This is a genomic window from [Clostridium] ultunense DSM 10521 (assembly GCF_000511955.1).
GTDB lineage: Bacteria > Bacillota > Clostridia > Tissierellales > Tepidimicrobiaceae > Schnuerera > Schnuerera ultunensis.
The window spans coordinates 601447-614999 of the sequence record NZ_AZSU01000003.1 but is presented as its reverse complement, the minus strand read 5'-3'; the positions used below and the strand labels follow the sequence as shown (position 1 = coordinate 614999).

The window sequence follows — 13553 nt, the reverse complement described above, 5'->3', positions numbered from 1 at the left end:
CGAGTATGTAGAAGATGAAAAGGTGAGAGAAAGATTACACAAATTATATAACTATCTAGCTAATAATTATAATGGATTGATACCGTATAGATTAAGAAACATATCATTACCCAAACCCCCAGAAGGAGTTGTGTATAGAAATATGGGAACTATGGAATCCAGTGTATGTGATGTAATAAAACTAAGGATGAAGGGTAGAAAAATGAGTTGGACAAAAAGTGGGGCAAACTCCCTAGGAAAGCTATTAGCTTTAAGAGCAAGTGGTAATCTTTATGAGACATTGGATTCATTATTTGATGATACGATCACCGATGATAAATTAGAAGAGGTAGTAGAACAGGTTGTGCAGCTATCAGCTGCAGAGGTCAATAAGAAACCTAAGGATAGTGGTATATATCCTATAAAGAAGGCTCCTATGCCTTTTGAAGGGCAACCAATGACATTTGGTAGGAAAGCCATTAGGGATCTAACAAAAAACCGTGTTGAACTTATTTTAAGATAAGATAGGTTATCTTCCGAAATAGGTTATCTTCCGAAGGGGTAGTATGCCTAATTTTAGCTATAATATCGCTAAAAAGAAAAGAAAACATGAAAAAGAAAAGAAAAACTATAAATATAAAATCATGACCCCAAAGATAGACTTCGTTGTCAAGTCCGTAACGAAGTGGAGTGCATTTTAGGCTTGACAACTCTGGAAAATGATAAAATTAAAAGTATTTTTCTTGATTATATTGTAACGGTTGATTTCATGAGAAGGAAAGATGCCCACGAATACTTGACACACACAAGGCCTCGATTATAGTTTTAATAAAGATTATCCTTATGATATAATATACATATTATTTACATTAAAATTATAGAGATTATTGGATATAATAAGTAGGGACGGAAAGAAATATAATGGCATTAGAAAGAGGGGAAATAATGTATAGCCCAACTTATGGCAGGATAAGCTATGATAGAATGATCGATATAATTAAAGAATTCATAGAAAAATCACCCCAAAGCACATATAATATATCCGTAGGTACAGATAGCCAAAATTTTGGTTATACTAAAACGGTTATTGTGGTAGCCATACACAGAATAGGTAGTGGAGGCATATTTTTTTACGATATAAAAAATGTTAAAAAAATAACCAATATAAGTCAAAAATTATTCTATGAAACCAGTACTAGTTTAGATATAGCAACTAAGCTGTCGGAAACATTGCAAAAAGAAGGGATAGATTTTGGTATCAATATTCATGTCGATGCAGGTAAAAAGGGACAAACCTCCAAATTAATTCCAGAAATAGTTGGATGGATAAAGGCCTGTGGATTTGGTTGCGAAACAAAACCTAATTCTTATGCTGCCTCATCAATTGCAGATAAATATACTAAATAGATATTTATAAAAGGGGGATGTAAATTGATAAAACAGATGGAGTTCTAGTCCCATCTAATCATGGATTATTAAAGGATTTAATCATTGATGGTAAAAATATAGGTAGTAAAATTGCTAAAGAATTAGAGATGGAAACCCAAGCTGATAAGGGTTCTATAATCTCCATAGTAGCTAACGACCTACCCCTTAGTAGTCGCCAATCAAAAAGAATATGCAAAAAACATCTTCTAAATTTTGGAAGATGTTTTTTGTTATTAAATACTATTGTGTAGTGTACTAAATATGGTTATGTGTTCTAGTCTATCATTTCCTATATGCTCAATAAATTCCTTGCAATATTCACCCTTATTTAATAAAATTCCATATTAAATATTGGAAAATTAATATTTCTGTAGAAAAGGATTTATATGGAAATCAAAAAATGCAAGAGAAAAAATAAAACTTGCAAAAATCTATTGCAATAATATAATTATTATGTTAAAATTGTTTCAATTACTCCTACTAAAAATGGCAAGGATATGGGTTGAAGCAAAGCAATGCCAGGAAGTAATCCTATGCTATAAAACTTCTTAACAAAATCTCTATATACAAAAAACGAAGGAGTAGGCTTTAAAACTTGCAAATACATAATTAAGGGGGAAGGAAAATGGATTATAATGGAATCGATACTTTAAGGCCAAATCTTTTCAAGGATGTATTTCCTTATGAGGAACTTCCAAGGGTTAAATTTAATAATATTCAACTACCCATGGAAACTTCAGAGGATATCTGGATTACCGATACAACTTTTAGGGATGGACAGCAGTCCATGTCTTCTATGACAGTAGAACAGATGGTAAGGATTTATGGTTATCTTCATGAATTGGATAATGATTCTGGAATTATTAGACAAACGGAGTTTTTCTTATATTCGGAAAAGGATAGAAAAGCAGTAGAAAAATGTATGGCTAAAGGATATGACTATCCTCAGATTACTTCATGGATTAGGGCTAATAAAGAAGACTTTAAATTGGTAAAGGAAATGGGGATAAAAGAAACGGGAATTCTCATGTCCTGTTCTGATTATCATATATTCCATAAATTAAATATGACCAGAAAGGAAGCCATGTATAATTATCTTTCTATTGCAGAAAGTGCACTAGAAAATGGAATAATTCCTAGATGCCATTTTGAGGATATTACTAGGGCAGATTTCTTTGGATTTGTAGCTCCATTAGCTAAAAATCTGATGAAATTATCTAAAAAATATAATATACCAGTAAAAATAAGGGCTTGCGATACATTAGGCCTTGGAATACCTTATGTAGGAGTGGAGCTGCCAAGATCAGTACCTGCTCTTATTCATGGATTAAGGTATTACTGCCATGTGCCTTCAGAATCTATAGAATGGCATGGCCACAATGATTTTAATAATGTAGTTGTAAATTCGACCACTTCCTGGTTATATGGAGGGGCTTCCGTTAATGCCACTTTATTTGGCATTGGGGAAAGGACTGGTAATTGTCCCTTAGAGTCTATGGTATTTGAATATGGACAAATAAAAGGCAATACTAAGAATATGAATCTAAAGATAATTGTTGATATAGCGGATTATTTCGAGAAAGAGCTAAACTATAAGGTGCCAGATAGAACTCCTTTTGTTGGTAGCGAATTTAATGTTACTAGAGCCGGTATACATGCAGATGGAATGCTTAAAAATAAGGAGATATACAATAGCTTTGATACGGAGAAGATTTTAGGCAGACCACCATTGGTGGCGGTAAATTCTTATTCTGGGTTGGCTGGTATTGCTGCATGGATAAATGGATATTTTAGATTGGATGATTCTAGTAAAATTGATAAAACTGATCCAAGGATTCTGGCAATAAAAAAATGGATAGATAATGAATACGCCAATGGAAGGACTTCCAATATTAGAAACGAAGAGTTAAAGGAATTAGTTTTCAAATATATTCCAAACATTTTAGATAAGGAAGATATAAAAGCAATTTAGATAGGACTGGAGGAAGGAGAATGGGTTTAACGATTACAGAAAAGATAATTAAGGAACATTTAGTAATAGGACAATTGGATAGGGGGAAGGAAATAGGCTTAAAAATAGACCAAACTTTAACCCAAGATTCAACTGGTACTATGGCATATTTACAGTTTGAAGCTCTTGGTATTGATAGGGTGAAGACTAAAAAATCTGTAGCCTATATAGATCATAATTTACTACAAACAGGACCGGAGAACGCAGATGACCATCTATACATTCAAAGTATAGCAAAAAAACATGGAATATTTTTCTCTAAAGCAGGTAATGGAATATGCCATCAGGTTCACCTTGAAAGGTTTGGCGTTCCAGGGCAAACCCTATTAGGCTCAGATAGTCATACTCCTACCTGTGGTGGTTTGGCGATGTTAGCTATTGGTGCTGGTGGCCTAGATGTGGCTGTAGCTATGGCAGGGGGAGAATACTATATAACCATGCCTCAGATAGTGAAGGTGGAATTAAAGGGAAAACTAAATCCAGGAGTGTCTGCCAAAGATATTATTTTAGAAGTGTTGAGAAGATATAAAGTTAAAGGTGGATTAAATAAGATATTTGAATATACTGGTGATGGAATTAAATGTCTCACCGTGCCAGAAAGGGCAACTATAACTAATATGGGGGCAGAATTAGGGGCAACTACATCCATATTCCCTTCCGATGAGGAAACCCGTAGTTTTTTAAAGGCCCAGGGACGAGAAAAGGATTATATTAGACTTGAAGCCGATGATGATGCTTATTATGATGAGATAATAACCATAGATTTAGGTAAACTAGAGCCTTTAGTCGCTTGTCCTCATAGTCCAGACAATGTAGTTCCTGTAAAGTCTTTAGATAGAATTAAAGTTAATCAAGTAGCTATAGGTAGTTGTACCAACTCTTCCTATATGGATTTGATGAAGGTAGCTAATATATTGGAAGGAAAGACCATAGCTGAAAATGTATCTTTGGTCATTTCTCCTGGCTCGAAACAGGTATTGAATATGTTAGCTGAAAATGGGGCTTTGGCAAAACTTATATCAGCAGGAGCTAGAATATTGGAGTCAGCTTGTGGCCCTTGTATTGGTATGGGACAATCTCCTAATACCGATGGAGTTTCTTTAAGAACTTTTAATAGAAATTTTAAAGGTAGATCGGGGACTAACACTGCTAAAGTTTATTTAGCAAGTCCTGAGGTAGCAGCAGTTTCTGCTTTAGTTGGCTATATTACTAGTCCTGAAGAATATGTAAAGGATATGGATATAGATATGCCAGAGAAGTTTTTAATCAATGATAATTTGATAATTAGCCCAGCAGAGGAAGAAGGGGAAGTGGAAATAATTCGGGGACCAAATATTAAGCCTTTTCCTAAATCTAAGGCTTTGGAAGAAAATATAGAAGGTAAGGTTCTTATAAAAGTAGGAGATGATATAACTACTGACCATATAATGCCTTCTAATGCAAAACTTCTTCCCTATAGGTCGAATATTCCCTATTTATCGGACTATTGTTTAGTGCCCTGTGATCCAGAATTTCCAAAAAGGGCTAGGAAGTACGGTGGAGGCATTATTTTAGGTGGATTTAATTATGGTCAGGGTTCTAGTCGGGAACATGCAGCTTTAGTGCCATTATATTTGGGAATTAAGGCTGTAATTGCTAAATCCTTTGCTAGAATACACAAACAAAATCTAATCAATAATGGAATACTCCCTTTAATATTTCAGAATGAGATGGATTTTGACTCTATCGATATCTATGATGAATTAGCTATAGAAAATATATTGATACAAATTGAAGAAGATAAGATAGCAGTAAAAAACATTACTAAGGATGAGGAATATACTCTAGTTTTAGATATTACTGAAAGACAAAGAAATATACTTAGAGCTGGTGGACTATTAAACTCTATGACTAAACAAGATTTTTAAATGGGCTGAAAGGGGAATGATTATGGCATATGATATAACTTTAATTCCTGGAGATGGGATAGGACCAGAGGTAATTTCTGCTACAGTAGATATTATTGAAGCTGTAGGAGTTGATATAAACTGGGATAAGGTAGAAGCTGGGGCTAATACAATAGAAACTGAAGGGACACCTCTTCCTGATTATGTAATCAATAGTATTAAGAAAAATAAAATAGCATTAAAAGGTCCCTTAACTACCCCTATTGGTCAAGGGTTTAGGAGTGTTAATGTAAGTTTAAGGAAGAAATTAGATCTTTTTGCAAATATAAGACCCGTCAAATCATTTAATGGAATCCCAAGTCTGCATAAGGATGTAGATTTAATTATTGTTCGGGAGAATACAGAGGATCTTTATGCAGGAGTAGAACGTATGATAGATGAAAATAGGGCAGAAAGTATTAAAATCATTACTAAGAAGGCTAGTGAAAGAATATGTAGATACGCCTTCCAAATGGCTAGGGACCTAAATAGAAAAAAGGTTACCTTAGTCCATAAGGCTAATATTATGAAACTATCCGATGGTCTGTTTTTAGAATCTGGAAGAAAAATAGCCAAGGATTATCCAGATATAGAGTTTGAAGAAGTTATTGTAGACGCTATGAGCATGAAATTAGTCCAATTTCCTCAAGACTATGATGTAATAGTAGCTCCCAATTTATATGGGGATATATTATCCGATTTAGCTGCAGGCCTTATTGGGGGATTAGGATTAGCTCCTAGTGCTAATATTGGAGAAGAGATTGCATTATTTGAGCCTGTTCATGGCTCTGCTTTAGATATTTCCAATAAGAATATAGCAAATCCTATTTCTGCTATACTATCGGGAGTTCTAATGTTGAAACATATTGGCCAGTTTGATGCAGCAGTAAAAATAGAAAGAGCTTTATCAGTTGTACTAAAGGATGAGGCAAATAGGACTATGGATTTAGGAGGAAAACAAGGAACTAAGGAATTTGCGGAAAAGGTCATAGAAAAAATTAGTTAAATACATTCCTTTTAAAGAAAATAATAATTGAAGCCAAAGGTGATGGGAGATGAAGAAAAAATTTAAAAAAGTTTTAGTTGCAAACAGAGGGGAAATTGCAATTAGGATTTTTAGAGCTTGTAATGAGTTGGGCATTAGAACTGTGGCAATTTATTCCGACGAAGATAAAAATTCCCTCTTTAGGGTTAAAGCAGATGAATCCTATTTAATTGGAAGGAATAAAGGGCCGATAGAAGCATACTTAAGCATTGATGAAATTATAGAGCTGGCATTGAAAAAAGGGGTTGATGCAATACATCCAGGGTATGGATTTTTATCCGAAAATCCAGAGTTTGCTAGGAAATGCCAAGAGGTTGGAATAGAGTTTATTGGTCCAACCTATGATATGATGTTGAATTTAGGGCATAAGATAAAATCTAAGAAATTGGCAGATGCTATAGGAGTACCGATTATTCCGGGAATAGAAAAGGCAATCAGTTCTGAAAAAGAGGTTGTTAAATTTGCCAGCTATTTTGGATATCCCATTATGTTAAAGGCCGCTGCTGGAGGTGGTGGCAGGGGTATGAGGGTAGTTAGGAATGAAAGGGATTTAATACAGGAATACCATAGTGCAAAGGATGAAGCAAAGAAGGCTTTTGGCAACGATGATATATTTGTAGAAAAGTATTTGGAAAAACCCAAGCATATAGAGGTTCAAATTTTAGGAGACAAATATGGGAATATAGTACATCTATATGAAAGGGATTGTTCTATCCAAAGGAGACATCAAAAGATTATCGAATATACTCCAGCCTTTTCCATTTCAGAGGAACAAAGACAGAGGATATGTAATGATGCAATAAAAATAGGAAAGGCTATCAACTATAGGGGTGCAGGCACTGTTGAGTTTCTATTAGATAAATACGGGAACCATTACTTTATTGAAGTGAACCCTAGAATACAGGTGGAACACACTATTACTGAAATGACTACAGGTATAGATATAGTTCAGGCTCAAATCCTAATAGCTGAAGGCTATCCATTGGATTCCAAGGAAATAGGGATAAAGGGGCAAGAGGATATTCAACCGAGAGGATACGCAATCCAATGTAGGGTAACTACTGAAGATCCATTACAGAATTTCATACCCGATACTGGAACCATCGATAAATATCGGACTGGTTCCGGCTTTGGAATAAGATTAGATGGGGGTAATGGATTTTCTGGTTCCATTATAGGCCCATACTATGATAGCCTTCTAGTAAAGGTAACAGGTTGGTCTCGAACCTTTGAAGATGCTACTAGAAAGGTTAGCAGAGCATTGAAAGAGATGAAAATAAGGGGAGTAAAGACTAATATACCATTTCTAATAAATGTTTTAAATCACGAAGAATTTTTAAATGGAAAATGTGATACTGGATTTATTACATATAATCCAGAGTTATTTGAAATAAAGACTAAGGAGGACAAAGAGCTTAAAGTATTAAAATTCATTGGTGAAAAGGTGGTAAATGAAACTAAAGGGTATAAACCCGATTTTAATATTCCCAGAGTACCAAAGGTGGCTAATCTTGGGAATTATTATGGCACAAAACAAATATTGGCTGATAAGGGGCCAGATGGGTTAGTTCAGTGGATTAAGGAAAACCAAAAACTATTATTGACGGATACAACTATGAGGGATGCTCATCAATCTTTAATGGCTACTAGGATAAGGACTATTGATATGTTAAGAATTGCAGAAGCTACTTCTGTATTAGGGAAGGATTTATTTTCTTTAGAAATGTGGGGAGGGGCAACCTTTGATGTAAGTTACAGGTTTTTAAAGGAATGCCCATGGACTAGATTGGAATTGTTGAGAAAGAAGATACCAAATATACTATTTCAAATGTTAATCAGAGGCTCAAATGGGGTGGGTTATAAAAATTATCCCGATAATGTAATAAGGGAATTTATTAGAGAAGCAGCAAATAGTGGAATAGATGTTTTTAGAATATTCGATTCCTTGAACTGGCTAAAGGGAATGGAAATAGCTATAGATGAAGTGTTGAAACAAGGCAAGGTAGCTGAAGCTTGTATTTGTTATACAGGAGATATTTTAGATGATAACAGGGATAAATATACATTAGACTATTATATAGAAACTGCCAAAGAAATAGAAAAGACGGGAGCTCATATATTAGGAATTAAGGATATGTCATCCTTATTAAAGCCTCAGGCTGCATATAAGCTTATTAAAGCATTAAAGGAAGAAATAGATATTCCCATCCATCTCCATACCCATGATACCAGTGGAAATGGTGTGGCTACAGTGTTGATGGCAGCTCAAGCTGGAGTAGATATAGTAGATACTGCCTTTAATAGTATGGCTGGATTGACAAGCCAACCTGCATTAAATTCTGTAGTTGCAGCTTTAGAATATACAGAAAGATCTACTGGTTTAAATTTAGATGATTTGCAGAAGATATCAGATTATTGGGGAGATATAAGGCCAACATATAGTCGATTTGAATCTGAATTAAAGTCAGGGACTGCAGAAATATATAGATACGAGATTCCAGGTGGACAATATTCTAACTTAAGACCACAAGTAGAGAGTTTTGGCTTAGGCCATAGATTTGATGATGTTAAAGAAATGTATAGGATTGTAAATGAAATGCTTGGAGATATTGTAAAGGTTACTCCTACATCTAAAGTAGTAGGGGATATGGCTATATTCATGGTGCAAAATGATTTAACATCCGAAAACATCTACCATAAAGCTAAAGATATGTCATTTCCAGATTCAGTGGTATCATATTTTAAAGGGATGATGGGACAACCTATGGGAGGTTTTCCTAAAAAACTTCAAAAATTAGTGTTAAAAGATGAAAAACCTATAACCGGTAGACCTGGAGAATTATTAGAAGCAGAAGATTTTGGAAAAATTGAGCAATATTTAAAAGATAAATATAATATAAATCCTTCAATGAAAGATATTTTGTCCTTTGTTTTTTATCCAAAGGTATTTGAAGACTATTTAGATTATATTAAAGAAGAAGGAGATTTTGGTAGAATAAGTAGCCATGTGTTTTTCTACGGTCTAAAGGAAGGGGAAACTGGGGAGGTGGAAATTGAAGAAGGAAAGGTCTTAGTGATTAAACTTCTTGAAATAGGAAGGCTAGATGATGAAGGATATAGAACCTTATATTTTGAGGTAAATGATAGCAGAAGAGCTATAAAGATATTTGATAAAGCAAGCAATATAGTAAAAAAATCTGACTTTGCTCAGTTGGCAGATCCAGATAATAGATTAGAGATTGGGGCAAATATTCCTGGAATAGTGGCTAAAATATTAGTTCGGGAAGGGGATAAGGTGGGAAAAAATCAATTAGTAGCTATAATAGAAGCTATGAAGATGGAAACCCATGTAACTACATCTGTGGAAGGTACAGTCAAATCCATTTTTGTTAAGGAAGGACAAAATGTAGAATCCGGTGAATTGTTGATTAGGTTAGAATAGATAGGTTATGGTATTCCCCCTTATGAAAGGAGTAGAAATATATAGAATAATCATTTATAGAAGTTAAAGCAGAGGATAATTGTGGTATAATGGAGAAAAAGGGGGGATTTGGTTTGATTCTCACTATAACCTTGAACCCTTCTATTGATAGAAGGTATAATATAAAAGATTTTGAGAAAGGCAGGATTTTTATAGCTACAGACATTCAATATACTGCTGGTGGTAACGGACTAAATGTGACTAAAGTGATAAATGGTTTTAATGAACCCGTGATGATTACTGGTTTTTTAGGTGGGCGAAGTGGAGATTATATTAAAGAAGAATTAGAAGTTATGGGAATCAAACATAATTTTATACCTATTAATGAAGAAAGTAGAAATTCTATAGCTATCCTCTCTGATGATGGCAGTCAAACGGAAGTTTTAGAAAAAGGACCTTCCATATCAGGAGAAGAGATGTTGAAATTTTATGAACTCTATAGGGAGATGATCCGAGAGGCTGATATGGTTTGTGCCTCTGGAGATTTGCCCCATGGCTTGCCCCATGAAACTTATGCAGATTTGATTATTATGGCTAAAGAGGCAGGGAAAAAGTTTTTTTTAGATACTAGCGGAGAAGCCTTAAGATTGGGAGTAGAAGCTAAGCCTTTTTTGGTTAAACCCAATAAGAAAGAATTAGAGGATATAATGGGATGTAAAATTGATTCGGAAAAGGAGCTAATTCAAGCTGGTAAGTATTTAGCAGAAAATAATATTGAGATAGTCATTATTTCCTTAGGAGAAAATGGTTCCATGGTTTTTCATGATGGATATATATATAGAATAAGGGTGCCAAGGGTTAAGGTTGTAAATCCGATAGGATCTGGTGATGCTATGATAGGAGGCTTTGTGGCTTCCTTGTATAGGGATTATGATTTTGAATTCGCATTAAAAGTTGCTGCAGCCTGTGGTACTGCTAATGTGATGGAAGCTGAAACTGGCAAAGTAGATATGAATAATATGAAAAGGATAATGAATGATATAGTAATTACTAAATCCAAGTTTTGAAATAACTTAAAATCTATGCAAACATACCAGTCATTAAGTACTAAAATTGTAATAATTATAGGCGCACTAGCTTGTTCCCAAGGTATTGTAAGAAGGATAGTAGACTATGTATTGTCCCTGATAAGAAAGCAAATATCCAAATGGTTTTATAAGAGGTGGATGAAATGGATATTGAATTAATTGGTGAGATTCTTGCCAAACTAAGGCCTTATGTATCTATTATTAAACGGGAGAGTGGAGAAACATTATGGATTGATGAAAAATTAACAAACTTGTTAGCAGTAGATTTTGAGCCTAGAATGAATATTGAATCCATATTAGGGATTAAGATAAGGGATTTGTTAAAGGGTGAAAATATAAAGGCTGAATTCAATCATGATAAATATTATTTAAACATAATAGAATTAACAAAGAAACCGATAATCATTCTTTATCTTACCCCAATAGCTGACTATGACGATTATGAGACAAGATGCTATTGTTTGGAGAAAATTATTGAAAATCTAAATGATGGCATATTGTTAAGTGATAAGGATGGAAAGGTGGTTATCTATAACAATGCTATGGAGGAATTGGAGAAAAGAAATTCTAAGGATATGATTGGAAAATATATATGGGATGCTTATGGATATAAAGATATTAATAAGTCTGAACATATGGAAGTATTCAATAGTGGAATACCAATAATTGATAAGTACAAAGCTCATGCCTACAATAATGGGAAACCTATATATAAATTATATAGCACCTTTCCAATTGTTAAAGATGGTGAAACTATTGGAGTTTACTCAATAAGTAAAGATGAAACGAAACTACAATCTTTATTATCAGAAACCATGGAGTTAAAAAGACAACTTATGGAGGATTCCAAAGGTCTAAAACCCATTAAGTCAAATGGGACAAGGTTTTCCTTTGCAGATATAATTGGCTCAAGTGATGTTATGAAAGAATTAATAAAAGTTGCCCAATCCATATCTTGGTTAGATAATAATATCTTAATCGTTGGTAAAACTGGTACAGGTAAAGAAGTTTTAGCTCAAAGTATACATAATCACGGAAAGAGAAAGCATAAGCCCTTTATAGGGATAAATTGCTCAGCAATTCCAGAAAATTTACTTGAAAGTATATTATTTGGAACGACTAAAGGGGCATATACTGGGGCAGTAGACTCTCCTGGATTATTTGACGAAGTAGGAGAAGGAACCATCTTTTTAGATGAACTTGACTCTATGCCAATAAATTTACAAGCAAAACTACTGAGAGTGCTACAAGAAAAATCGGTTAGGAGAGTTGGCGGACAAGAGATATATCAAATTAAGTGTAGAGTTGTTAGTTCAATGGGTAGAGATCCTTATAAATTGATTGAAGAAGGTAAATTAAGGCAGGATTTATTTTATAGAGTAGCAGGGTATATTCTTTATCTACCAACCCTTAAGGAGAGAGGAAATGATTTATTTGAGTTAGTTGAATACTATATTTCTAAAAATAATATAGCTATGAATAAAGATGTGTGCTTTATTACTGATAAATTAAAGGAGATAATGAAGAACTATAGTTGGCCAGGAAACATCAGACAGCTGGAAAATTTTATTGAGAATATAATGGTAAGAACCGATGAAGAGGATATGTATTTGAGAGCAAGTAATATTCCAGATTATATTATGGCTGTTATGATTAACGAAGAAGATTGTAGTGTGGACGAATTAAGGCAGACATTACCTAAAACACTTGAACAAATGGAAAAAAAGCTAATTATTGAATCTTTAGATAATAATAAATGGAATGTGACCAAAACTGCAGAAAATCTAGGTATAACAAGACAAAGCTTAAATTATAGAATGAGAAAATATAATATAAAAAGGGATTAAATATTCATAATATTAATCCATTTGTTTGAATTTCAAACAATTTGGTTCAAAATTTAACAAAACAAAATCAAGGTTTGGATATAAAAGTGTTTCATATTCAAACAATTCTTTAGATTCCATAAAAAGTAATATACAGAAACCTCTTGAATTGAAGGGTTAGATGAGTTGAAATTTTGGAACGAAAGTTGCAATTAATATTGTAACAAATAAGTTAAATCCAGGAGGCATTTTTATGGTAAACAATTATGATATTAGTAAGGCCATGACTATTAAATTAGACAATGAATTGCCCCCAATGCCTAAATTTGTTGAAGGGGTAAGACGAGCGCCTAAGAGAGAGTTTACACTATCGAAAACAGAAACTGAAATCGCTTTAAAAAACGCTCTAAGGTATATACCAGAAGAATTACATGAAAAATTAGCACCGGAATTTTTAGATGAACTATTTACTTATGGAAGGATATATGGTTATAGATTTAGGCCAGAAGGAAGAATATATGGAAAACCAATTGATGAGTATAAAGGTAAATGTATTGAAGGAAAAGCTTTCCAGGTGATGATAGACAATAACTTAGATTTTGACGTAGCTCTATACCCATATGAATTAGTGACCTATGGAGAAACAGGACAAGTATGCCAAAATTGGATGCAATATAGACTAATAAAAAAATACCTTGAAGAACTAACTGAAGAACAAACTCTAGTAGTAGCATCAGGACATCCCTTAGGACTTTTTAAATCTACCTCTAACAGTCCAAGAGTTATCATTACCAATGCGTTAATGGTAGGGATGTTTGATGATCAAGAAC

Annotated in this window: 8 protein-coding genes and 2 pseudogenes; all 10 read left to right on the top strand. The window is 33.8% G+C overall.

Features of this window, described 5'->3' with window-relative positions:
- Positions 1-502, top strand: a pseudogene (locus CUL_RS17170) (hypothetical protein); the annotation flags it as partial.
- 422 nt (positions 503-924) lie between these two features.
- Positions 925-1386, top strand: coding sequence for a ribonuclease H-like YkuK family protein (locus CUL_RS0110230; RefSeq protein ID WP_005586869.1), 462 nt, complete (start codon positions 925-927; stop codon positions 1384-1386).
- Positions 1387-1409: 23 nt separating this feature from the next.
- Positions 1410-1658, top strand: coding sequence for a P1 family peptidase (locus tag CUL_RS20195; RefSeq protein WP_081722831.1), 249 nt, complete (start codon positions 1410-1412; stop codon positions 1656-1658).
- Positions 1659-2032: 374 nt separating this feature from the next.
- Entirely contained in the window at positions 2033-3379 is a 1347-nt protein-coding gene (locus tag CUL_RS0110225) for a hydroxymethylglutaryl-CoA lyase-like TIM-barrel protein (protein ID WP_025641525.1), read from the top strand.
- A 20-nt stretch (positions 3380-3399) separates the two neighbouring features.
- Entirely contained in the window at positions 3400-5325 is a 1926-nt protein-coding gene (locus CUL_RS0110220) for an aconitate hydratase (protein WP_025641524.1), read from the top strand.
- 22 nt (positions 5326-5347) lie between these two features.
- On the top strand, positions 5348-6349 hold the full coding sequence (locus CUL_RS0110215; protein WP_025641522.1) for an isocitrate/isopropylmalate dehydrogenase family protein: 1002 nt from the start codon (positions 5348-5350) through the stop codon (positions 6347-6349).
- A gap of 49 nt (positions 6350-6398) precedes the next feature.
- Complete coding sequence (locus CUL_RS0110210; RefSeq protein WP_025641520.1) at positions 6399-9830, top strand: pyruvate carboxylase; 3432 nt, start codon at positions 6399-6401, stop codon at positions 9828-9830.
- Positions 9831-9943: 113 nt separating this feature from the next.
- Entirely contained in the window at positions 9944-10876 is a 933-nt protein-coding gene (locus CUL_RS0110205) for a 1-phosphofructokinase family hexose kinase (protein ID WP_005586874.1), read from the top strand.
- Positions 10877-11040: 164 nt separating this feature from the next.
- Entirely contained in the window at positions 11041-12744 is a 1704-nt protein-coding gene (locus CUL_RS0110200) for a sigma-54 interaction domain-containing protein (RefSeq protein WP_005586875.1), read from the top strand.
- 232 nt (positions 12745-12976) lie between these two features.
- Positions 12977-13553 (top strand): annotated as a pseudogene (locus tag CUL_RS17165) (urocanate hydratase); the annotation flags it as partial.

What these genes read in the sequence shown, in the direction of transcription:
- CUL_RS0110230 (WP_005586869.1), top strand. Translation starts at nt 925, where the DNA reads ATGTATAGCCCAACTTATGGCAGGATAAGCTATGATAGAATGATCGAT.
- CUL_RS0110220 (WP_025641524.1), top strand. Translation starts at nt 3,400, where the DNA reads ATGGGTTTAACGATTACAGAAAAGATAATTAAGGAACATTTAGTAATA.
- CUL_RS0110225 (WP_025641525.1), top strand. Translation starts at nt 2,033, where the DNA reads ATGGATTATAATGGAATCGATACTTTAAGGCCAAATCTTTTCAAGGAT.
- CUL_RS0110215 (WP_025641522.1), top strand. Translation starts at nt 5,348, where the DNA reads ATGGCATATGATATAACTTTAATTCCTGGAGATGGGATAGGACCAGAG.
- CUL_RS0110200 (WP_005586875.1), top strand. Translation starts at nt 11,041, where the DNA reads ATGGATATTGAATTAATTGGTGAGATTCTTGCCAAACTAAGGCCTTAT.
- CUL_RS0110210 (WP_025641520.1), top strand. Translation starts at nt 6,399, where the DNA reads ATGAAGAAAAAATTTAAAAAAGTTTTAGTTGCAAACAGAGGGGAAATT.